General features: G+C 39.4%; 26 protein-coding genes and 1 pseudogene. 13 read left to right on the top strand and 14 right to left on the bottom strand.

Going from position 1 to position 22,974, the window contains the following annotated elements; genetic code table 11:
- Positions 1–50: 50 nt before the first annotated feature.
- Both lipA and BI350_RS04935 read left to right on the top strand, forming a co-directional pair.
- The gene (gene lipA, locus BI350_RS04930) at positions 51–1,010 is read left to right on the top strand and encodes a lipoyl synthase (protein ID WP_075527104.1); all 960 of its coding nucleotides are present in this window, start codon (positions 51–53) and stop codon (positions 1,008–1,010) included.
- Between the two features lie 16 nt (positions 1,011–1,026).
- Positions 1,027–1,302: a YutD family protein gene (locus BI350_RS04935; RefSeq protein ID WP_075527105.1), complete on the top strand. Its 276-nt coding sequence runs from the start codon at positions 1,027–1,029 to the stop codon at positions 1,300–1,302.
- A gap of 79 nt (positions 1,303–1,381) precedes the next feature.
- Here BI350_RS04935 and BI350_RS04940 read toward each other — a convergent pair whose 3' ends face one another.
- Positions 1,382–1,882 carry a DUF3231 family protein gene (locus tag BI350_RS04940; protein ID WP_075527106.1) on the bottom strand — a complete coding sequence of 167 codons (501 nt, stop codon included), beginning with the start codon at positions 1,880–1,882 and terminating at the stop codon, positions 1,382–1,384.
- Between the two features lie 287 nt (positions 1,883–2,169).
- Between BI350_RS04940 and BI350_RS04945 the strand changes: the two genes are divergently transcribed.
- Together BI350_RS04945 and BI350_RS04950 are read left to right on the top strand one after the other, a co-directional pair.
- Positions 2,170–2,625: a DUF86 domain-containing protein gene (locus BI350_RS04945; RefSeq protein WP_075527107.1), complete on the top strand. Its 456-nt coding sequence runs from the start codon at positions 2,170–2,172 to the stop codon at positions 2,623–2,625.
- Positions 2,625–3,410: a TIGR01457 family HAD-type hydrolase gene (locus BI350_RS04950; protein ID WP_075527108.1), complete on the top strand. Its 786-nt coding sequence runs from the start codon at positions 2,625–2,627 to the stop codon at positions 3,408–3,410. The genes BI350_RS04945 and BI350_RS04950 overlap by 1 nt, the downstream gene beginning before the upstream one ends.
- Before the next feature lie 117 nt (positions 3,411–3,527).
- On the opposite strand, the gene BI350_RS04955 is transcribed toward BI350_RS04950, so the two are convergent.
- Positions 3,528–3,764 carry a YuzB family protein gene (locus BI350_RS04955; protein ID WP_075529239.1) on the bottom strand — a complete coding sequence of 79 codons (237 nt, stop codon included), beginning with the start codon at positions 3,762–3,764 and terminating at the stop codon, positions 3,528–3,530.
- A gap of 130 nt (positions 3,765–3,894) precedes the next feature.
- Here BI350_RS04955 and BI350_RS04960 point away from each other — a divergent pair, with 130 nt between their 5' ends.
- A complete protein-coding gene (locus tag BI350_RS04960) occupies positions 3,895–4,962 on the top strand; it encodes an NAD(P)/FAD-dependent oxidoreductase (protein ID WP_075527109.1) in 1,068 nt (355 codons plus the stop codon).
- A 50-nt stretch (positions 4,963–5,012) separates the two neighbouring features.
- On the opposite strand, the gene BI350_RS04965 is transcribed toward BI350_RS04960, so the two are convergent.
- On the bottom strand, positions 5,013–5,345 hold the full coding sequence (locus tag BI350_RS04965; RefSeq protein WP_075527110.1) for a YuzD family protein: 333 nt from the start codon (positions 5,343–5,345) through the stop codon (positions 5,013–5,015).
- Between the two features lie 85 nt (positions 5,346–5,430).
- Here BI350_RS04965 and BI350_RS04970 point away from each other — a divergent pair, with 85 nt between their 5' ends.
- From BI350_RS04970 to BI350_RS04990, 4 genes are all read left to right on the top strand, one after another.
- Positions 5,431–5,667: a NifU family protein gene (locus tag BI350_RS04970; RefSeq protein ID WP_075527111.1), complete on the top strand. Its 237-nt coding sequence runs from the start codon at positions 5,431–5,433 to the stop codon at positions 5,665–5,667.
- A gap of 252 nt (positions 5,668–5,919) precedes the next feature.
- Entirely contained in the window at positions 5,920–6,282 is a 363-nt protein-coding gene (locus tag BI350_RS04975) for a HesB/IscA family protein (protein WP_075527112.1), read from the top strand.
- 252 nt (positions 6,283–6,534) lie between these two features.
- Positions 6,535–7,749, top strand: a complete 1,215-nt coding sequence (locus BI350_RS04985) for an NAD(P)/FAD-dependent oxidoreductase (RefSeq protein WP_075527114.1) — start codon at positions 6,535–6,537, stop codon at positions 7,747–7,749.
- Between the two features lie 257 nt (positions 7,750–8,006).
- Positions 8,007–8,285 (top strand): YuiB family protein, encoded by a 279-nt coding sequence (locus BI350_RS04990; protein ID WP_425423247.1) that lies wholly within the window; start codon positions 8,007–8,009, stop codon positions 8,283–8,285.
- A gap of 75 nt (positions 8,286–8,360) precedes the next feature.
- Here the strand turns inward: BI350_RS04990 and BI350_RS16600 are convergent.
- A protein-coding gene (locus BI350_RS16600; protein ID WP_155767450.1) for an IS3 family transposase occupies positions 8,361–9,688 on the bottom strand; the annotation gives its coding sequence in 2 pieces (ribosomal slippage) (positions 8,361–9,310 and positions 9,310–9,688; 1,329 coding nt in all).
- Between the two features lie 148 nt (positions 9,689–9,836).
- Positions 9,837–10,313: a divergent PAP2 family protein gene (locus tag BI350_RS05005; protein ID WP_075527116.1), complete on the bottom strand. Its 477-nt coding sequence runs from the start codon at positions 10,311–10,313 to the stop codon at positions 9,837–9,839.
- Positions 10,314–10,472: 159 nt separating this feature from the next.
- On the opposite strand from BI350_RS05005, the gene BI350_RS05010 reads away from it, so the two are divergent.
- Positions 10,473–11,984, top strand: a complete 1,512-nt coding sequence (locus tag BI350_RS05010) for a leucyl aminopeptidase (protein ID WP_075527117.1) — start codon at positions 10,473–10,475, stop codon at positions 11,982–11,984.
- A gap of 60 nt (positions 11,985–12,044) precedes the next feature.
- Complete coding sequence (locus BI350_RS05015) at positions 12,045–12,290, top strand: hypothetical protein (RefSeq protein WP_075527118.1); 246 nt, start codon at positions 12,045–12,047, stop codon at positions 12,288–12,290.
- A gap of 230 nt (positions 12,291–12,520) precedes the next feature.
- Here BI350_RS05015 and mnhG read toward each other — a convergent pair whose 3' ends face one another.
- The 8 genes from mnhG to BI350_RS05055 all read right to left on the bottom strand — a co-directional run bounded on the left by mnhG (position 12,521) and on the right by BI350_RS05055 (position 19,664).
- Positions 12,521–12,883, bottom strand: coding sequence for a monovalent cation/H(+) antiporter subunit G (mnhG, locus tag BI350_RS05020; RefSeq protein WP_075527119.1), 363 nt, complete (start codon positions 12,881–12,883; stop codon positions 12,521–12,523).
- A complete protein-coding gene (locus BI350_RS05025; RefSeq protein ID WP_075527120.1) occupies positions 12,867–13,148 on the bottom strand; it encodes a Na(+)/H(+) antiporter subunit F1 in 282 nt (93 codons plus the stop codon). Before BI350_RS05025 ends, mnhG begins: the two co-directional genes overlap by 17 nt.
- Entirely contained in the window at positions 13,145–13,624 is a 480-nt protein-coding gene (locus BI350_RS05030) for a Na+/H+ antiporter subunit E (protein WP_075527121.1), read from the bottom strand. The genes BI350_RS05025 and BI350_RS05030 overlap by 4 nt, the downstream gene beginning before the upstream one ends.
- Positions 13,625–13,630: 6 nt before the next feature.
- The gene (locus tag BI350_RS05035) at positions 13,631–15,112 is read right to left on the bottom strand and encodes a Na+/H+ antiporter subunit D (protein WP_075527122.1); all 1,482 of its coding nucleotides are present in this window, start codon (positions 15,110–15,112) and stop codon (positions 13,631–13,633) included.
- Positions 15,105–15,446 carry a Na(+)/H(+) antiporter subunit C gene (locus BI350_RS05040; RefSeq protein ID WP_075527123.1) on the bottom strand — a complete coding sequence of 114 codons (342 nt, stop codon included), beginning with the start codon at positions 15,444–15,446 and terminating at the stop codon, positions 15,105–15,107. The genes BI350_RS05035 and BI350_RS05040 overlap by 8 nt, the downstream gene beginning before the upstream one ends.
- Positions 15,446–15,868 (bottom strand): Na(+)/H(+) antiporter subunit B, encoded by a 423-nt coding sequence (locus BI350_RS05045; RefSeq protein ID WP_075527124.1) that lies wholly within the window; start codon positions 15,866–15,868, stop codon positions 15,446–15,448. The genes BI350_RS05040 and BI350_RS05045 overlap by 1 nt, the downstream gene beginning before the upstream one ends.
- Positions 15,855–18,269, bottom strand: a complete 2,415-nt coding sequence (locus tag BI350_RS05050; protein WP_075527125.1) for a Na+/H+ antiporter subunit A — start codon at positions 18,267–18,269, stop codon at positions 15,855–15,857. Before BI350_RS05050 ends, BI350_RS05045 begins: the two co-directional genes overlap by 14 nt.
- A gap of 378 nt (positions 18,270–18,647) precedes the next feature.
- Complete coding sequence (locus BI350_RS05055; protein ID WP_075527126.1) at positions 18,648–19,664, bottom strand: DUF1646 family protein; 1,017 nt, start codon at positions 19,662–19,664, stop codon at positions 18,648–18,650.
- A 166-nt stretch (positions 19,665–19,830) separates the two neighbouring features.
- Between BI350_RS05055 and BI350_RS05060 the strand changes: the two genes are divergently transcribed.
- Positions 19,831–20,391, top strand: a complete 561-nt coding sequence (locus BI350_RS05060; RefSeq protein ID WP_075527127.1) for a DUF5366 family protein — start codon at positions 19,831–19,833, stop codon at positions 20,389–20,391.
- A 100-nt stretch (positions 20,392–20,491) separates the two neighbouring features.
- Positions 20,492–20,977: pseudogene (locus tag BI350_RS05065) on the top strand (LURP-one-related/scramblase family protein).
- Positions 20,978–21,092: 115 nt separating this feature from the next.
- Here the strand turns inward: BI350_RS05065 and BI350_RS05070 are convergent.
- Complete coding sequence (locus tag BI350_RS05070) at positions 21,093–22,952, bottom strand: transglycosylase domain-containing protein (protein ID WP_075527128.1); 1,860 nt, start codon at positions 22,950–22,952, stop codon at positions 21,093–21,095.
- Positions 22,953–22,974: the final 22 nt, after the last annotated feature.

Genomic DNA, 22,974 nt, shown 5'->3' on the forward strand with positions numbered 1-22,974 from the left:
ATAAGAATAATTGCAGCAATGGTGTAATATTTCACTAAAGTCCTCAAGAAATGGAGTCGATTGTCTTGTCATGTAGACCTGAAACAGGAAAGAAAACTGACCGTTTAAGGAAACCGGAATGGCTAAAGATTAAGTTGAATACAAACGAGAACTACAGAGATTTAAAAAAGTTAATGCGTGAACAAAATCTCAATACAGTTTGTGAAGAAGCTCGGTGCCCAAATATTCACGAATGTTGGGGAGAGCGTCGAACAGCTACATTTATGATTTTAGGTGCAATTTGTACGAGAGCCTGCCGTTTTTGCGCAGTCAATACAGGCCTTCCAAACGAGCTTGATTTAGCTGAACCGGAGCGCGTGGCTGATTCCGTACAATTGATGAACTTAAAGCATGTCGTTGTTACGGCGGTTGCACGTGATGATCAGAAGGACGGCGGTGCGGCTGTATTTGCGGAGACTATCCGAGCAATTCGTCGGAAAAATCCATTTACGACAATCGAAGTTCTTCCATCCGACATGGGTGGTGTATATGAAAACTTAGAAATGTTAATGGATGCGAAACCAGATATTCTAAACCATAATATTGAGACGGTTCGTCGACTCACGAAAAGAGTCCGAGCACGTGCGACTTATGACCGTTCTCTCGAATTGCTTAAACGGGCGAAGGAAATGTATCCTGAAATTCCGACAAAGTCTTCTTTAATGCTTGGTCTAGGTGAAACACATGAAGAAATTCTTGAAACGATGGATGATTTACGTGCAAATAACGTTGATATCATGACAATTGGTCAATATTTACAACCGACCAAAAAACATTTGCCAGTTATAAAATATTATTCTCCTCAAGAATTTGGCGAATTAAGAAAAATTGCAATGTCGAAAGGATTCTCGCATTGTGAAGCAGGACCGCTCGTTCGTTCTAGTTACCATGCCGATGAGCAAGTAAATGCGGCAGCGAAAGAGAAGCAACGTCAAGGTGAAGAACAACTTCAAGCAACACTGCAAAGTTGAGTGGTGGTGAAAAGGTATGATAATGCTTGAAAATACAGAGTATGAACTGGTAAAAGATTTTCGGGATGGGTTCCAAACAGATCCATTGCTCGAAAGATTTAGCGAAGTGCTTGTAAAATATGATTATATATTGGGTGATTGGGGATACGGCCAATTACGCTTAAAAGGCTTTTTTGACGACCGCAATCCAAAAGCAACGTATGAAACGAAAATTAGCACAGTAGAAGATTACTTATATGAATACTGTAACTTTGGTTGTGCACATTTTATTTTAAAAAAAGTAAAAAAATAACCTTGAAAAAACCATGCGATATGTTTTTGATTCGCATGGTTTTTTTATCGTCGAGCTTTAAGTTCTAGTTGACGTTATACTAATTGTTGATTTGAAGTGGAGGTGGGATAATCCAACCTTTGTCTTTATTCAAACGTAATAATTTTGCGCCGAATAGTGCTCTTTCAGCGTGATATTTTCCGAACATCATGGCGATATCTTCTCTTAGACATTGTCCCATTACTTGACTGCAAGAAACAAGTCCTTGTCCGACGTTGATAGAAACGGCCCCGCTGATTTCAATATCTGAAAACCTTGCTCCTGCTGGGATTTCATCTGCCTTTGCTTTAGGACGACTAGGTAACGAAGGGGGTGGGGTAATACCGTTATTTTTTAATACCTTTTCGAGTTCTTTGGTTTCAGCTTTCATCATCTTGATGGCTTCCTCAAGCAGCTTTATAAGGTCATCATCACTCGCATGATTGACGAATGCTTCGTACCCACTGATTAATCCATTGTTTGCACCGATAAATGCCCATGTGCCAATTACCTCTCCGTAGTGCATTGGTTCCTTTTTAGGATTTCCATCCATAACGCCCATAAAAACACTCCTCAAAATGATTATTTAGATTTCAACAATTATTATGTGCAATTTTTGACGCCTTATACGATATTTATCGAAAAAAAGAGACGCTTGAATTTATTTATGTGAAAAGTTATCTTTTTTTATTCATACAACTTCCCAGTAAATTGGCAGTGTTAACCAAGACAAGTCAGTGAATTTGTAAAGTGTTTATTGCAAAACTGCACATTAAAATTAAATTTCAGAAAAATATTCCTTATTTATGATAAGATATAGACGTGAATATAAAGTAAGGAGGCAACATTATGTATTTTGTTGACCGCAATCAAATTGAAAAAGCATTATGTCATATAGAAAGGTTACTAGCACTTTATCAAAAAGAAGAGAATTGGCATGAAGACCTCATTCATTCCTTGGCACTAGCAAGACTAAGTCATGATATTATCGAGGGCATAATTGATGTCGGGAACACGATGATTGATGGATTTATTATGAGGGATCCGGGAAGTTATGAAGACATTATTGATATTATGGATGATGAAAAAGTAATAACGGCCGATATGACAGACCCGATAAAAAAAGTGGTAGCGCTAAGACAAATGATTGTTCGTGAGTTTATTGATGTTGATACGAAAACTATTATTTCGACGCTAGATGAATCTTATGAAGCAATCCGTTTATTTCCCGAAAAAGTACGTCATTATTTAGAGCATGAGTTAGGGCCAGTCTCAGCATTTTTACCAGCTGATGATGAGTTATAATGAAAAATTATAAAGTATATTGTTTTGACCTAGACGGGACTGTGTATCATGGAACTGAACCTGTACCAGAAGCGGTCGCTTTAATCGAGAAACTTCAAGAGCAAGGAATAGAACCTTATTATATTACGAATAATTCTTCGGCTACGCCTGTACAAGTTCAGCGAAAGTTAGCAGGATTCGGGGTACATACAAAAGCGAAGTATATTGTGACTTCTGCGATTGCGGCCGCGCATTACTGCAAAGAAAATTTTGCGGGCGCAAAAGTTCAAATGTTTGGCGAAACCGGTTTGCGAGAAGCTTTAGTGGCTGAGGAAATTGAATTGGTCACTTCAAAACCAGATGTCGTCGTGATGGGGATAGACCGGGAAGTAACGTATGAAAAATTAACAGACCTCTGTTTGAATATCCGAGCAGGCGCGAAGTTTATTGCAACAAATGGCGATAGAGCGATGCCCACAGAAAGAGGGTTACTGCCTGGGACGGGTTCGTTTATTAAACTTGTTGAATATTCAACTGGGGTGACACCAATGTTTATGGGCAAACCAGAACCATTCATGTTGAGTTATATTCAGGAGAAGAGTGGATATAGCAAAGAAGATATGATTTTAATTGGCGACAACTACGATACGGATATACTAGCGGGGATTCGATACGGCATTGCGACGGCACATGTTGAAGGCGGCGTCACATCGCGCGAAGAAGTGCTGTTAAAGGAAAACCATCCAACGTATTTATTGGAAAATCTAGCAAGTGTTTCTATTGAAAAAGCTTTCCATGGTATGTAATGGAAAGCTTAGGTCATTATTGAATGTTTAGCTTAGGCTATTAACGCTACTTGCTATGCGAATTCACCCGGCTTAAACATGCCGGGTGCTGTTATAGTAAAAACGATCCAAAGAATCTTAGAAGAGTGGATTATCTTCGATGTATTGATAAATACGTTCTGTCAGTTCCTCAGGTGTGTCAGCCTTTACAATGTCGCCATTCACTAGCGCATACAGGCCATCTGCACAAGCAGTGCAGTAACTTAAACAACCATATTCAAGAACATCGAGGTTTGGATCTTTTTCCAATATTTCTAACGTTTTATGTGAACCATTTGCAAGATTACTTATGCAAAATTCGACGATCGGATTCACGTAGATCACCTCACTATTAGGAATGCTACTCTTTTTTTGAATAAACGTCAATTGCTGTGCCTCATTGTGAGGCATGTATCAAACTGATATAATGTATTAGGGAAAATAGCGGAAATCAAAGGAGAAGGTCATGAGAAAACTTGTCTTATTAGGTGCGGGGTATGGAAATATGCGAATCATGCTACGCTTGCTTACGAAAGATTTACCGTCAGATATTGAAATCACGCTTGTCGATCGAACACCTTTCCACAGTTTAAAGACGGAGTTTTATGCGTTAGCGGCTGGAACAGTGTCGGATACTGTCGTGCGTGTGCCACTACCAGAACACGATCAATTAAAATTTGTAGAAGGAGAAGTTACTAAAATTTCACCTGATGAAAAATGTGTTTTCTTGGAAGATGGACAACAGCTTGAATACGATGAACTTGTCATTGGCCTAGGTTGCCGTGATAATTATCATGATGTACCTGGCGCTAAAGAACATACATATAGCATACAAACAATTGGAAAATCACGTACAGCATATGAAAAGCTGCTTGGTCTTGGAGGCGGTGCAACGGTTGGGATAATCGGAGCTGGATTGAGTGGAATTGAACTTGCAAGTGAACTGCGGGAAAGTAGACCTGATTTAACGATTAAACTATTTGATAGAAGTCCACGTATTTTAAGAGATTTTCCAGAACGTTTAAGTAACTATGTACAGGGTTGGTTTGACGAACATAATGTAGAAGTCGTCGCAGAATCCAATATTACAAGAGTAGAAGCAGATGCATTGTATAACCATGACGAGACCATTCCAGTAGATGCCGTTGTTTGGACTGCAGGGATTCGTCCAGTCACTGTCGTTCAAAATATCGAGACAGAAAAAGGAAACTCGGGTCGTCTCGTGTTAAATAAATACCACCAACTACCTGAATATCAGGATGTGTACGTTGTAGGGGATTGCGCTGATTTACCATATGCACCAAGTGCGCAAGTTGCGGAAGAACAAGGGGAACAAATTGTCAAGATTCTACGCCACGTATGGAATGAGGAACCACTTCCGGAAAAAATGCCGGAAATTAAACTAAAAGGTTTTTTAGGTTCATTAGGGAAAAAACAAGGATTTGCCTATTTGGCTGATCGCACAGTGACAGGTAGAATAGCAAGACTATTAAAATCCGGTGTCCTTTGGCTGTATAAAAGACATAATGGGTGAGATAAAAATACTCCGATGACTTTGTCATTCGGAGTATTTTTCCAATATTATCATTTAGCCTCAGCTACATACCCTAGCTTCTCAAGCGAAGCAAAAACAGGTTTTAACTGAATATGACCTTCACCAATCATTTCTTCGTTAATCATAACAAGTGGGTAAAAATATTCGTCATTTTGAATTTGTTCGGCAATTTCTTCGTGACGTTTGTTTGAAAGTGTTGAATCGATGTCGATATACTCAATCGTAAAAGGTTGCTCAGGGTATTTTCGACTAATCGCGGCTTGAAGCCACTCAAATGTATCTTTCGAAGAAGGTGCATTTACACAGCTTGCACAAACAACATCCGCTCCAAAAATTTCAATAACAGCATTCTTTTTTACCATGATAACTTCCTCCTCAAATTCTTAATTGGATTTTTTCCGCTTTCCAGTTTATAATGATTATTATAAGGAAAGGAGCCGAAAATAAATGTCAAACACAACAATGATGGAATCTGTTCAAGAAGTATTAAATAAATTACGCCCATTTCTTCTACGCGATGGCGGTGACTGCGAACTTGTAGATATTGAAGACGGTATTGTTAAACTACGTCTACTAGGTGCATGCGGAACATGTCCAAGTTCAACCATTACACTAAAAGCTGGTATCGAACGTGCACTACTAGAAGAAGTTCCAGGCGTAGTAGAAGTAGAGCAAGTATTCTAATCTACCTATACCAACGATTGAATCATTTTAAAAGGGCCCACAAGGCTCTTTTTTCATTATTCTATACTTTAATTGTACAGGAAAGATATTGAAAATGTGAGTTGATTTCACTTTTTCTATTAAAGATATGCCTGGAGTAGAAATGAACGACGTTAGAATATAATCCTCAAATGTACTATAAGCAAATTTTATTGCATATCATTTGGTTGAATTGTTATACTGAATATAAAAGTTGGGAAGGTGAAGGCGAAAATGACTCAATTAGTAGAACTATCTGAAGCCGCAGCATTCCACGTGAAAAAAATGATGGAGCATAACGGTGAAACAGGTGCCTATCTCCGCGTTGCGATAAATGGTGGAGGCTGTAGTGGACTCACATATGGTTTAGGATTTGAAACAGAACTGACAGAGAAGGATCAATTGTTAGAGCAACATGGCATTGAAATGATTGTTGCAACAGATGATATTGATATTTTAAATGGAACGAAAATTGATTACAAAGAATCACTCATGGGTGGCGGTTTTACAATTGATAATCCGAATGCGATTCTTTCCTGCGGTTGCGGGACATCATTCAGAACCGCTAAAAAGACAGGCACGCCATCAGATTGTTAATGAATAACTCCCTTCTTTTTTGATAAGAAGGGAGTTTCTTTGTATGTCCATATTTCTGTATATTCGGAGCATTGCTATTTCAGCTAAAGTATTGAAAATCTTACTTGAAAGGGCTACTATAAGGGAGAGGGAGCTATCGAAACTGAAAGAGACCAAAAGTATGACAGTGAGAAAGAGAGAGGTATTATCCTGCTTTAGTTCTCACGATTTCTTGTGTTCAATTAAAATAAAAATAAAGGTGGTTCGATCTTCTTGAAGAGACCAACAATATTAGTTTTAGGTGCAGGATACGGCGGTTTATCTACTGTTGTGAGATTGCAGAAGCAACTCGGAACAGATCAGGCAGATATTGTTCTTATAAATAAAAATGAATATCATTACGAATCAACATGGTTGCATGAGGCTTCGGCGGGTACGTTAACTCCTGAGCAAGTACGCTATGATATTAGCAAGGTTATTGACGCACAAAAAGTTAATTTTATTCAAGCAACTGTTGAAGGCATCAATATAAAAGAAAAAGTTGTCACGTCAAGTGTGGGAACGCATACATACGATTACTTAGTTATCGCACTCGGCTTTGAAGGCGAAACATTTGGGATTCCAGGACTTGACAAGTATGCACTTTCCATCGCGAACGTTAAAGCAGCTCGCTATATCCGCGAACATATGGAGCATCAATTTGCGACTTGGTCTATTGAAAAAGAAAAAGATGACAGCCGTTTAACCATTATCGTGGGCGGTGCAGGATTTACGGGTATCGAATTCCTTGGTGAACTTGGAAATCGCGTACCTGAAATGTGTAAAGAGTTTGATGTGCCATTTGAAAAAGTACGTATCCTTTGTGTGGAAGCTGCGCCAATGGTATTACCAGGATTTGATGAAGAATTAGTCACTTATGCTGTTAGTCAATTAGAATCAAAAGGCATTGAATTTTCAATTGGTACGCCTGTCGTTGAAGCAACTCCAGAAGGCGTAAAAATTAAAAAAGGTGAAGACGAATTTGAATTCATCAAAGCAGGAACAGTCGTCTGGGCTGCAGGTGTTCGCGGGAACCGTCTAATTGAAGAGACAGGTATTGAGAATATGCGTGCACGCGTAAAAGTCGACAAAGATTTACGTGCACCAGGACACGACGATGTATTTATTGTTGGAGACTGTGCACTAATGATTAACGAAGAAATTAACCGTCCATATCCACCGACAGCGCAAATTGCAATGCAACAAGGAGATACTTGTGCGGATAATATTGTTGCTCTCCTAAAAGGTGATCCTACTACTGAATTTGTTCCGGACTTAAAAGGAAGCGTTTGCTCACTAGGAAGCGATGATGCAATCGGTGTTGTAATGGGTAAAAAATTGACGGGCAAAAAAGCATCATTCATGAAAAAAATGGTAGATAACCGTGCGCTATATATGATTGGCGGCGTTGGTTTAACATTGAAAAAAGGGAAGTTCGACGTTCTATAATCATGAATCGCAATCTAAAAGCACCTGTACGTCATTATACGTGACGACAGGTGCTTTTTTGATAGATAAAGAGTGGCCCATATTCGACAAATTGTTGAACCGATGATGTTCTATTGAAAGCTTCTGCTGATTCATGTAAAATTATGATGGAAAATGGGGGTTATGAGAGAATGGTAGAACGATTAATTTTAGCAAACATCGCAGCACCCGTAGCGAAAATTACATTACCTCAAGCAGTGTTATCAGTACTTCTTTTTATGGTCATATTTTTTGGTATTGGCTTTTTATTGAATATGTTGTTAAGAATGACCTGGTTGATGGCGGTCGTTTACCCGATTATTGTGATCCTTATTGTGGACGATGTAAAGTTTTATCAGTACATAAACAGACCTATTTATGCTTTTAAAGCGCTTGGCAATAAATTAATATCCCTCTCAACAGGAGATGTTGTTATCCTGGCAGGCGGTTTTGCAGGCGCAATTATTGCAGGATTCGTAATGAAAGCATTGCGTAAGGCAGGTTATCAAATGTTTTAAAAAACGGTGTATTTAAGCAAATCTTGAACTGAACCCTTATTTACGGACAGTTTAATAAAAAGGACTTTTTACAGTCTAGGCTGCAATTAGGTGACTTCGGTATTGTGCCGGAGTCATCTTTTTTAACGTCCATTGTTTGCGCGTCGTATTATAATGCTCCAAGTATTCGTCTATCATTTCCCTTAATTCACGTAAATTACATGCTTCCTCATAATCTACTTCATCTTTAAAATGCCCAAAGAAAGACTCCATTGGTGCGTTATCTAAACAGTTTCCTCGACGTGACATCGACTGAAGTAAGCCTATTTTCTTAACGCGTCCTTGATACTCTGGATGTGTATAATGGACACCTTGATCTGAATGGATCATTGCTTCTGGGTGAATATTTCCGTCTAATGTCTCTTCTAATTTATCTAATGTGCGATAAACCAATCCCATTTTCAAGCTAGTCGAAAGTTCATAAGCGACGATTTCCCTGGTTGCTACATCTTTGATACAAGATAAATAAGCTGTTTGACCATTACGGTACTGTAAATAAGTAATATCAGTTAAATATACTTTTCCGGGCTCATCTTGATTGAATGCTCGATTCAAATGGTTAGGAACCGTACGATGTGCCTGTGTTGCTTTCGCAATATATTTATATGGGTTTGCTCGACGCACTTTCGCAAAGAAATTATACTTTCTCATTAAGCGGAGAATCTTTTTGTGATTCATCGGTGTCACCACTAGTTCTTCCAATGCCATGTAAAGTCCTCGATACCCAATTTTCCCTTTGAATGCATCATAAATGCATCTTAGTAATAAATAATCTTGATAATCTTGCTCTTCACGAATCGCATGTTTCTCCGAATTTTGAAGCCAGGCATAGTATCCACTTCTACTTACACCTGTTAAAGCACAAAGGTAACGCGTCATATTCTTTAGTTGATATTTCCGAATGACCTCGTTAATCAATGCGTATTTTTCGCGGGGTGCTAAAATTACTTCTTCACCTGCCTTTCGAGTTCCTCTAGCTTTTTTAGTAATTCTAATTCAGCTTCTAAATACTTTATACGGGCTTCAGCTTTTTCTAATTTCTTCTCAGATGATATATCTTTTGTGGAAGGGCGACCTGTGCCGCCTTTCCCCCGACGCTCTTCTAAAAAACCTTGTTCCCCCAATGTTTTATAAGTGTTTTTCCAACGACTTATTGCCGATTGGGCTTTTTTAGCTCCAATCACATCCAAGTTAAATCCATTCTCCATGAAAATCTGAGTCGGTCCCTTACCGTTCATATTTTTTTTGACGGCACGTATTTTAAATTCCGCATTATATTGAATGGCACGATCTGATACAGAGGCGACATTTGGATTTGATTCTAGTTGCTTTCTTTGAATTTCGTTGAAAATTATTTTACTCATTCGAAAATCTCCCGTTCTAAGTATTTTTTTTAGTATAACGGGTTTTTAAAACAGAAAAAACCCCGAATAGGTCACTTTTTTTAAAGTGTCCACTATTCGGGGTTCAGTTCATCTGCTTGAATACACCGTTTTTTTATCTCCTTTATAATTAAACAATGAACGTATAAATGACGATGGAAATGATAATTCCTAAAAGAGCCCCTACGAATACTTCACTCGGCTTATGTCCTAGTAACGTTTTTAATTCTTGGATTTTTTGCTCGTCATCCTTTTGCTGCCATCCTTTCGCTTCCTGTACAAAAGTTTGAAAGTCTATGCGCATTTTATTAATCATAACTGCTTGTTGCCCAGCTTGATAACGGATGCCCGTTGCATCAAACATGACAATGACAGCAAAAATTGCAGAAACAGCGAATAGTGGAGAGGCGAGTCCACTTTCATAAGCAATGGCAGTCGTCAATGAAGTCACGGCAGCTGAATGGGAACTTGGCATACTCCCTGTCGACGTAATTAAACTCCAGTCAAGTTTGCGAGTTAGGAAATAAGTGACCGGTATTTTGATAAATTGAGCTAAAAGAATGCCTAATAATGCCGCAAGGAGCGGGATGTTCTGAAAAATAGCCAATTAAAGTCCACTCCCTTTTTGAATAAAATAGTAGTGTTAGTATAGCATAATCTAATCCATTCAAAAACTGATTATGCATATATAATGCAATTTAATAAAAATAACTAAAAATATGCTATATAATATGAGATAGATATTAAAGAGGAGGAAATTTACATAATGAATTTTCTAATTAAAGAACAATTTAGCGAAGTCACAGAAGACGTGCTCATTATTGGGGTTCCAGAGCATCCTGAAAATATAGATGGTTGGGAAGCATTTACTGACTTTTATCATCCACGGTTACAAGAATGGGTGAAAAATGGGGATGTGCATACGAATAAACAAAAGATCGTTACGATCCCAACATTTGATAATCATTCCTTTAAACGCGTTTTATTTATTGGATTAGGTGCAAAAAGGTCATTGACAGAAAATGATTTAAGAAAAACATTTGCAACAATTGGAAAAGAGCTTTTAAAAATAAAAGCATCATCAGTTGCTATTTGGACGGCGCCATTTACAAACGAAAATCTTGTTTGTGATGATGTTGTATTTGCTGCAATGGAAGGATTAGGGTTGGGCGGCTATCAGTTTGAAGATTTCAAAACAAGTTCAAATGAACAAGATATTGCGCTGGAGACAGTCGCATTTTTATCTTCTTCCGATGCAAATGAACTAAAAGCGGCGTATGAAGTTGGAAAAGTAAATGCTTATGCAGTTAATGAGGCGCGCACACTCGTTAATATGCCGCCGAATTTATTGACAGCAACTGAAATGGCAAATTATGCAAGGAAAATTGCGGAGAAATATGACTTTGAAATTGAAGTTCTAGGTAAGAAAGAAATGGAAGAACAAGGAATGGGCGCAATTCTTGCGGTCAATAAAGGATCTGTAGAAGAACCACAACTCATTGTATTGAAATATGCTGGAACCGAACAATGGGAAGATGTTGTAGGACTAGTTGGAAAAGGCATTACTTATGATACTGGCGGTTATTCATTGAAACCTCGTGATGGTATGGTAGGTATGAAAGGTGATATGGGCGGGGCCGCCGCTGTGCTTGGCGCTATGACGATTATCGGAGAAACGCGTCCTGCTAAAAATGTGATTGCGGTCATCGCATCGACTGACAATATGGTTTCAGGCGAGGCATTTAAACCAGATGATGTCATTACTTCATTAAGTGGAAAAACAATTGAAGTTCTTAACACGGATGCAGAAGGTCGTTTAGTCCTGGCGGATGCGGTGACCTATGCGAAGCAATCCGGTGCTGATTATTTAGTTGATGTTGCAACGCTGACGGGCGGTGTCATCATCGCACTTGGGAATGATAAAACAGGTGCGCTCACAAACGATGAAGCATTTTTTGAAGAGTTTATGCACGCTGCAACAGAAACAGGAGAATTTGTATGGCGTCTTCCATTAACTGAAAGTGATAAAAAGCGTATTCGAAAAAGTGATGTTGCCGATTTAAATAACTCACCGGGGCGTGACGGTCATATGATTTTCGGCGGTGGATTTGTTGGTGAATTTGCAGAGGATACGCCTTGGATTCATTTGGACATTGCAGGTACTTCTGATGCAAGTGCTGCGCATGATTTAGGACCAAAAGGGGCAACAGGCGTCATGGTACGTACGCTTGCTACATTAATTGAGCGGATGGCCGCTGAAAACGATCAGAACGAATAGGCAATTGCCCTCCTTCCTATGAACGTGTATGAATAGGATAAGTGCGAAGGAGGAGGTAACTTGCCTAGAAGTTATCATGGACATCGTGGAGGTCATCGCGGCGGTGGATTTGGAGATGGCGGATTCGGTTTTGGAGGATTTGGTGGACCGTTTATAGGGGGACTTGCGGGAGGTTTACTTGGTAGCGTATTATTCCCAGGTGGATTTGGCGGATATGGTGGCTACGGGTATGGTTTTGGCGGGTATCCGTACTATCCTTATTACCCTTATTATCCTTATCAATTCGGCGGCTTCTATCCATATTAATTGTATCGGCCATAATAAAGGGCTTTCCAAGTGCAATTGGAAAGCCTTTTTTTGTATAGTGCCTTTTCGATTTCGGATGTCTGCTGAATACCCTTGAATGTCCTCTGCCAATCGTTGTTTGTCCTCCCAAACGCCTTAGATAAAATAGACTCAGTAGCTTCACCTACAAAAATAGCAGATAGCGAAAAACAAATTGTTTTTCACCATCTGCCTATATTATTGAATTTGCTTTATTTTATTTCCTTCTTCGCACGTTCTACAACTTCCGCTAAGTCATCTCCGACAGTCAACTCCGTCGGTTTTACGCCCGAGAAGTAAGCGGCTCTACTCATTAAGTGACCGCCAATGGGTGCGGTAATGAATAAGAAAAGAATCCCGAGTAAAATTCTAACGCTAAAGTAGCCTTCATTAAACCAAAAGTGAAAAAAGGTTCCAACTAAGATGCTAAGAACACCGAGTGTAGCGCTTTTAGAAGCGGCGTGTGCCCGTGTGTAAACGTCCGGTAGGCGTAAGACACCGATCACGGTAACGACCGTGAAAATGAGTCCTACGACGATTGTCAAAACAATAAGTGTATTAGCGATTACGGTCATGTTCGATAATCTTTCCTTTCTCAATAAATTTCGAGAAACTGACAGTCCCGATAAACGATAACACAGCAAGAAGTAAGATTACATCTAGGAAAAACCCTGTGTCGTATAGCAAAGACAATAAGGCGGTTGCTGAAATAAACATGACACCAATCGCATCTAATGCAATAAGTCGATCCGGAGTCGAGGGGCCACGAAAAATTCGATATAGCATGCCAAACATCGAAACTATGACAATGATTAAGGAAATCCAAATAAATGTCATCATGGACGACTCACCTCCTTAATCGCCTTTTCGAAAGTGTTTTTAATGGAATCGACGGCGTCCTGCACATCATCCGCGTCAATCGCGTGTACATATAAAATCTTTTGATCGTCAGAAACGTGCACGACGACCGTTCCCGGCGTTAATGTAATTAAGCTCGACAGTAAAGTGATTTCCCAATCGTGCTTTAACTCCGTAGGTAATGCGAAAATTCTTGGTTGAATATCTAGTTTAGGTCTGAGCACTACACGTAACACGTCAATATTTGAAAGTGTTAATTCGCGAATAAACAATAGCGTTAGCTTAAACGCTGCCCAAAGCCATTCGAAATACAATCTTTCTGGAAAGAATCGTCGCATCATCATTAATAATATAATCCCGATACCATAGCCGATGACGAATGTCGTAACCGTCATCGAAGAACTTAAAAACATCCATACGACTGCGATGAAAAAGTTCAACAATATTTGGAAGGCCATCGTCATCTACTCCTTTAACACCGCGTCAACATACATAGACGGGTTTAATAATACATCTGAGGCATCTGTCATATAAGGGATAAGCCACTCTGTACCGACACCATACGCGACAGAAAGAATCACAAGTAAAACAGCCGGTGTCATTAAGTTGCGATAAGAAACAGATTGATTTGCTTCGTCCAGTTTCGGTTCACCCCAAAATGCATAGATGAAAATCCGAATGACAGATAATAAAACAATTAAACTAGAAGCGAGCATAATAATACTGCCCCATGCGTGACCAGCTTCGAAAGCCCCTTTGGCAATTAACAGCTTACCCGCAAATCCACTTAACGGCGGAATTCCTGCAAGCCCAAAAGCAGCAACTAAATACATCCAGCCAAGGGGAGCGTGGGTTTTCATTAGCCCACCCATTTTTCTTAAATTGGATGTTCCGGTGATGGCGATGATTATGCCAATCAATAAGAATAGTGCGCCTTTAATAATCATGTCATGCATTAAATAATACATTGCACCTGTCATGCCGTTATCATTCATTTGCGCGACGCCAAATAAAATAACCCCAACAGCAATGACAATATTATAAATCATAATGTGTTTTAAATCGAAATAGGCGAGTGCGCCAATACAACCAGCGATGATTGTGAAAATAGACAAAATGAGTAATAACTCATGCGTCACTGCTGTATTGTGGATAAAAAACAATGTGTACGTTCTTGTAATCGCATAGACTCCGACTTTCGTGAGCAACGCGCCGAACAATGCAAGTACTGGCATTGGCGGGGCAGCATACGAACCTGGAAGCCAAAAGTAAAGTGGGAAAATCGCACCTTTAATTCCAAAAACGAGTAGGAATAAAATGGCGATTACCGTAATAATCCCCGGTTGTCCAACTTCTGCAACTTTAACCGCGATATCTGCCATATTGACTGTACCAATGACAGAGTATAATAGAGCGATTGTAATGACAAACAGAGCGGAAGAAATTACGTTTACGAGTATGTATTTAATCGATTCACGTAATTGCTTTTTCTCGCCGCCAAGTACAATGAGTACATAAGAAGCCATCAACAACACTTCGAAGAATACGAACATGTTGAAAATATCGCCCGTCGTAAATGCACCGTTCACACCTGTAAGCATAAACAGTACAGCAGGATAATAGTAGAAGCGTTCTCGCTCATTTCCGATAGAACTGAAACTATACCACACAACAAACAGGGTAATGACGATCGACGTTGTCACAAGCAACGCAGAAAGCATATCTGAAACCATCGTGATGCCAAAAGGTGCCGGCCAGCTACCAAGTGTAACTGTCTGAATACCATCAGACTTAATTGTAGCCATTAGAATAATCGATGCAATTAAACTAATGATGAGGCTGACAAATGTTATGATTCTTTGTGCGACAATCTTCTCCTTGAAAAATAGAAGAATGACGGCGAAGAAAAACGGCAAAATGATCGGCAATAATAAAAGATTAATCATGTTCGTCATTTCCCTCCATTAGATTCATATTATCAGTCTTAAGTTCACCGTACGTTCTGAAAAATAACACGATTATAAACGCGGTGACGCCAAAACTAATAACAATCGCTGTTAAAATAAGCGCTTGAGGAAGGGGATCCACATAATCTGTGACACCTTCTGCCAGTACGGGCGGTGAAGTTCCACCAAGTCCACCCATCGTTAAAATAAGCAAATGCGCACCGTGACTTAACAGCCCCGTTCCAAGAATAATACGTAATAAACTTCTCGATAAAATTAAATAAACAGCCGCCATAAATAAAATCCCAATGACAATCGCCATCACAAATTCCATTACGATTCGCCTCCAATCGACTGGATCATCGTAATTGTTGAGCCAACAACGACTAGATACACACCAGCGTCAAAAATCATCGCTGTATGTAAAGAAGTTTCACCGAACAATGGCAAGTAAAAATCACCAAAAGCATGTGTGAGGAAAGGAACATTAAAGACAAATGATCCGGCTCCCATGCCAATTGCGAGTAGTAAACCGATTGCAACGACAATCATAAAGTTAAAAGGCAATGCTTGTTGCACTGTTTTTAAATCAAAAGCGAGTAACAACAAGACGATTGCCGCGGTTGTTAAAAGTCCGCCAACAAATCCTCCACCTGGCGCGAAATGACCGGCAAAGAAAATGTGAATCGAGAAAAGAAAGATGATGAAAAAGACAACTTTCGTTGCGGTTTGTAAAATAACATCATTCGCTTTCATCAGACTTCTCCTTTCTTGACAAACGCAGTTTAATCATGCTGTACACACCAATTCCTGCTATGGCAAGAACAGCAATTTCAAATAATGTATCAAATCCTCGGTAATCTACAAGAATGACGTTGACAATATTTCCGCCAGCCGCTTCTGTAAAGACAGTATCTTTGTAGTACTGAGAGATAGATGGAATTAGTTTTTGTGAATGTGCAGATAACGCAACTAACGTTACCGTAACACCGACCGCCGCAGAAATAAGTAAGTTGCCCAAACGTATTTTCCTTGTTTCCCCGTGATTTTTTAGGGAAGGCAAATAACGAAACGCAAGTAAAAACAAGGCAACGGAAACCGTTTCGATAACGAGTTGAGTGAGTGCTAGGTCAGGCGCTTTGTAAATTACAAAGAATAAAGCTACTGAATAACCAACCCCGCCAAGCGCAATAATCGCTGCAAGTCTCGTCTTCGCAAATAACACCATGCAAACCGCAATGATCAGAATAATCGCGGTCATTATACCGTACGCATTGACCGGTGAAAAACTATCCATGTCAACTGAAAAGGCATCTTGGATAAACAATGCCCCTGTCGTAATCGTAACGATAAAGAAAAACATATAAATTAAGTAAGAGCGGATAAGCCCTGTCATATAAAAACGTGACAAACGGTTCATCCCTGTTTCACCGAACACCATCAGCGAATCATACAAAGCGTTCAAGGAAAAATACTGTGGCTGAATGTCATAAAGTTTTTGCCAACGTTTCATCGTTATAAATAACAATGCCCCAACCGCAATAATTCCTATTGTCATCATTAATTCAGGTGTCCAACCGTGCCATGCAGATACTTGAATGCCAATATCGTCCGGGTGTGCATATAGCCCCGCTTGCATTGCAACAACTGCAGGATTGACGAACGCTTTCCCAACCATGTTTGGAATAAAGAAAATCGCAACAACTGCAATCGCCAAAATAATTGGTGATAGAAGCATCCCGAGAGGCGCTTCGTGCGGCTTTTTCGGCAATGCATGTTCTTGACATTTCCCATTAAATGTTTTGAAAACAAAATAGAAACTATAAGTAAATGTGAAAACACTAGCTATCCAAGCAACGACAGGGAACACAATGCCCCACGTATCGAAATTGAATAAATTAAATTCACGTAAACTTAACATGGATGTTAAGAACAGTTCTTTACTGAGAAAACCACCAAATGGCGGAAGACCAGCCATCGACATCGAGCCGATAAACGCAACAGTAAAGCTAATTGGCATGATGCTCATTAATCCGCCAAGTTTGCGAATGTCACGTGTGCCTGTTTCGTGGTCTACAATCCCCGCTACCATAAATAAACTTCCTTTAAACATGGCATGGTTAATGAGATGGAATATTGCTGCGAAAGCTGCCACTTTAAAGATAGCTGCCTGTTCGCCCGTTACATGATAGGCAACAGCACTCGCGCCAAGTAAGGACATAATGAGCCCGAGTTGACTCACCGTTGAAAAAGCAAGAATTGCTTTCAAATCGGTTTGCTTTACTGCGAAAAATGATCCCCAGAACAATGTGAGTAAGCCAATGCCCGTGACGAGCCAAATCCACACTTCAGAAGTTGCAAACACAGGTGTAAAGCGTGCGACTAAATAAAGTCCAGCCTTAACCATCGTAGCCGAGTGTAAATAAGCACTGACAGGCGTAGGCGCTTCCATGGCATCAGGTAACCATATGTAAAAAGGAAACTGAGCCGACTTCGTAAATGCCCCGAGTAAAATGAGGACAATCGCTAACGTAAAATAGTCATGTCCAACGATAGACGATGAATTTGCGATCAGTTCACGAATGGAGTAGCTATCGCCCATAATGGAAAGGAGTACAAATCCCCCAAGCATCATCAGTCCGCCGAAGACGGTAATCATCATCGATTTTAACGCGCCAAAACGTGAACGGTCTTTTGTAAACCAATAACCGATGAGTAGGAAAGAGGAGATGGATGTTAATTCCCAAAACAAGTACAAGGAAATGGTGTTATCCGATTGTACAATTCCTAACATCGCGGTCATGAACATAAGTAAATAAACATAGAAGTTATTTAATTTTTCACGCCTTCTGTCCAAGTAAAAAATTGAATAGAGTACAACGAGTGCACCAATTCCGGTAATGAGTAAGGAGAATAAGATACTAAGTCCATCCATATAAGCCGTAAAAGAAATATCTAATGACGGAATCCATGGAAGCTCAGAGATATGTACTTCTCCATTCAAAATGCCTTTCACAAAACGAGCATAATAGATAAACAATACAACTGGAACAAGTAGGACAAACCATCCTGTATGTACGTTTTTTATCGCTCTAAATAGGAAAGGAACGATAATTGCTGCCACGATTGGCAAAAAGATAAACCATACGAATTCCAAGGAAATCCTCCTTTTGCATTTTTATTCTCTAAGAAACAATAAAGCTCTTAGGTTGTGAATAACTTTTCATAAACAGTATTCACCTTTAAAGTTTGGTCGCTAATCGTAACGATAAATGAAGCAGTTCATAATGAAAGACAAGGATACATTTGCTACAGCGTCAGACTCTAGACTGCCTATTTTGTTCTCGACTTATGCTTGCAATCTACAAGTTAACGACCTATGTAATTGAACGCAAAGAGAGTCTGTTACCAAAAGGCATAGATACCCCTTGGTGACAGACTCCTCCAAAACGTTCAATTATTTAACTTTTGCAAGTATAACATGGCATGTCCGAATTGTAAAATCGAAAACTGTCAAAATATATCGATAGACGATTTAGCCGAAAATTAAAATGACAACAAAATACACAATCATTGCAATAAGACCAAACGGAACACCGAAACGAGCCCATTCTTTACTCGTGATATTTAGCTTACCAGCGGCGATAATGTTCGGGATATTCCCCGGGATAAGCATCCCACCACTAATTAATAAACCGAGTAAAATCGCTTTAATTGTCGGTTCATCCATCGCAGGACTAATTTCAGCCGCCGCTAATGTTGCGTTGTCAAGTACAGCGGAAATCATGTTAATCCAATAAAGAACGAGTGGACTTAAATCTAGTAAATATCTTGCAATAAACGGTTCAAATCCTGCGCCAAGTAAAGTGAGCGCCATTACAAATAAGTAAACCTTAATGCTTCGAATGAGAATTTCACCGTAAGATTCTTGTTCTAAACTCGTTAATCCGCCATCAGACGATCTTTTAGGATTAACTAAGACTGCAGTTAGGATACCGATAATAAGTACGCCCGGAATAACATCAGGTCCAATCGTTTTCAGTAAATAAAAGAAGTCTTCGTTCAGCTTGCTCGTAGCAATTGTCGATAATGGTTCTCCAATTGGCGTTAGGGCTGCACCCATTCCGATGGAAAAACAAGCTAAAATAACGAAGCGAATTTCAGATTGCCTGTCCATCCTTAAAACGCTTACAATTGCAACGAGAACAATCGCTGCAATGATTGCTGTGATGATACTGGAGATGATTCCTAGTATAATGACTACAAGCACGAGAAATAGTCGAAATGGCATTGCTCGACTAATACCGCCAATCCCTTTTTCAATAGGGCTTTGCAACCAACGGAATAATAAACCAGCAATTAAAACTGCCAGTGTAATATTAATCGGATCAACAAGTGCGACTGAAAGAAGTGATTTATTGAACACACCACTTATGAACGCGGCAGCAACACCCATTATAAATAAAAACACTTCAAGGTTTCGTTCGACAATTTTTACAGTAAACGGCAAAAATAAAACTAGAATTAAAATAATTGTAAGACCTAAAATCATAGTCTCCCTCCTCACAATATTCAATTATAATGCAAGTTGAGTAGAAAAGTAAGACTATTATAAAAGTATTTTAATAAATTCACTATGCTATTTGAATATAATGTAATAGAATCAATTTTTGTGATACGATCATTTGCTTAAATGCAAAATAGGAAAGAGGTATTTTATGAGAAATCCATACATATTTGGTTTTTTACCATTCGTCACAGTTGTTTTTTTCTCGCTTACATTTGGCGTCTATACAGTTGGTATTTCAATTGACCTATTTAAAGAAATCGGTTTATACAGTGGCATGCGTGAATTCCTATCCGATATTCAATTACGTTTATCTTTACTTATCATTTATGCGCTTTTTTACTTTATGGTTTTTTCGGCAATGAAGTTAATCGGAGAAACAATCCATAACAGTGCCATGTTATTTTTTTCAAGGGATATGGAAGGAAAGTCATTTAGTGAAGCGCGTGCTGGAAATGTTATTTATTTCTTCGGCGCAATCGCTACAGCAGGCGGAATTCATTCAATAAAAATAATGGGACTCCTTTTTTTATTGACGACCGTTTTATATTTTATTTATACCGTATTTAAGTTGAGTAAATTTATGTCGTTAACAAGTATGATAGGGCTCATTGCGTTTGAAGTGATCATGTGGGGTGTTTTGTTAACTGTTGTCATTTATATCAGTTTAAAATTGTATAACGGCGTACTTGCTAGTTTGCCAATTACTTAAAAAGTTCCTAACCGTCTCTTTTTGAAACATTTCTCCTACACAATCGTATTAGAAGTAAGAGGATGGACTAGAGACCATTTTCGATAGGAGGAGAAGTACTATGAGGCATTTGTACATTAAACAAAAAGTGTTTAGCCTAAGTGGAAAATTTTCCGTCCATGATGCGGAAGAGAATGAGGTCTATTTTGTAGAGGGAAGTTTTATGAAAATACCGAAGACCTTTTCCGTTATGGACGGCAAGCGGAACGAGGTGGCTATGATTACGAGAAAAACATTTAGTCTCCTGCCGACTTTCTTCGTCGACGTACATGGGAAGGAAAAGATGACGATAAAAAAGCAATTTTCTTTTTTGAAAGCACGTTATACCATCGATGCGGCAGGAATCGAAGTACAAGGGAATTGGTGGGATATGGATTTTGAAGTGTATTAAAACAGAAACTTTATCGGCTCTGTGAGCAAAAAGTGGTTCACCTGGGGAGATAGCTATGAGCTTCAAATTGCGGATACCGAAATGGAACAACTTCTTGTGGCGCTCGTAGTAGCGATTGACTGTGCGAAAGCCGAAGCGAATGCAGCAGCAGGATGAATTGTACAACAAGTTCATTTGAGGAAGGCAACCATCTAAAACGCTAGCATTTAAAAAGCCCAGATTAAAGTTCTGAGCTTTTTCTGAATAAGTGAACTGTTGAATGGTTTTTCTGTCACTCATAAACCTTCAACAGTTCACCGATTGCTTGTAAATGTCTTTTTTGTTGGCTCGCAAATTGAATCGAACTTGGTCTATCATAGCCAAGCCAAACGGCAGTTGTGTACTGCTCATTTAAACCCGCCGTCCACAAGTCTTTGTAATAATCGGTCGTACCTGTTTTAATGCCAGTGTAAGAAGTTGTATAAGGGACACCTTTTCCTGTTCCATTAAGCACAACATCCTTCATAAGTGCGCGCATGGTCGCAACGGTAGAAGGGGACCAAACTTCTGTTTTTTCATCGTCCCATTCATATAACACGGTACCTTCTCGATTTTTCACAGTCCGAATCGCATGCGGTCGACTATAAGCACCATCTATAAAACTTGTATAAGCATTTGCTAATTCTAGTGGTGTGACACCTTTTTGGAAGCCGCCTAAAGCGGATGGGAAATTCATATCTACAGATGAAACGGATTGAAAAGCAAAAGGTTCTAAATAAGCGAATGCTGTTTCAATGCCAGTTAATTGCAACATGCGAACCGCGGTTGTGTTATGACTATGTCGAAATGCTTCTTGAATCGTCGTTGTCCCATATGTATAACCACCAACATTTTTAGGGCAATAAGCTTGAATACAAATGGGTCCACTATTGACCGCTGTTTTTTCTGTATATGGATGAGTTTCAAACAATGGACCGTAGACGAGCAATGGCTTAATGGCCGAACCTGGTTGTCGGACCGCTTGAAAAGCACGATGGAAATGGGTCGATACATAATCCCGTCCGCCAAAAATGGAGACAATTTCCCGAGTATCATTATCAACGACAACTGCACCAGCTTGGAGATTTCCTGATTGTAATAAGGCAGATAAGGCTTTTTCGTCCGCGGATTGCTTTTCGGCATGAAGGGCAGTTTCAATTACAATGCCCTCACGGAGTACTTGTGAAATCCTTTCTTCAAGCTCGGTCTGAAATGCTTCTTTTTCGTCGTCATTTTCCGCAAGCGCAATTTTTGACGTGAATCCTTCGTTTTGTGCAATCAACTCATCTAATTCTGTCATGACGTAATCACTATACATGGGAAAGTCATTTGCTTTTGTTTTCAACGATAACTGAATAGGCGCATTCTTTAACTGTTCCGCTTCCTCTACCGTCATGAAATCATTTTTTTGCATCGTCTCAAGTAATCGTTCCTGTCGCGCTTTCGTCAATTCAAAATTAACAAGTGGATCATATAAGCTCGGATTGTTCGGAATCGCAGAGATAAACGCAATCTCGGCATGATTTAATTCCTGAATAGGGCGATTAAAGTAATAGGTAGCAGCTGCGCCGATGCCATATACACGATTGCCAAAGTACATTTCATTTAAATAAGCCTCAAGAATTTCATCTTTCGTCAATTGCTTTTCAAGTTCTGCTGCATAGATCAATTCCAATACTTTTCGCTCATATGTTTTGTCAGTCGTTAAATATTGCATTCTAATTAATTGTTGCGTAATCGTGGACCCACCTTGTTGGAGTCGGTCTGTCTGAGCATTGGCGATGAATGCACGAATAATTGCAGAAATATCATAGCCGCGATGGGTATAAAATTGGTTATCTTCACTCTCTAAAAATAATTGTTTTGCAAAGTGTGGGATGTCCGACAGTGGAAGCGGCGTTCTCCATTCAACATAAATTTCAGAAAAAACATCGCCACTTCGGTCTTTCATCGTAATGGGTAATTCATAGGTTGGTGCCGTAAATTGAACGGTCTCGGCAAGTTGAGACTTCATCGTTTCTACTTCGTCGATTTCTGCAACAATGGCCCGTTGCGTTATGAATAATAAAGGAGTAGCAATCACAATAAATAGTACACCGATTATTCGCTTCAAACTACATCTCTTCCTTTAAATC

It is taken from the genome of Sporosarcina ureilytica, assembly GCF_001753205.1.
In the GTDB taxonomy this organism is placed as follows: domain Bacteria; phylum Bacillota; class Bacilli; order Bacillales_A; family Planococcaceae; genus Sporosarcina; species Sporosarcina ureilytica.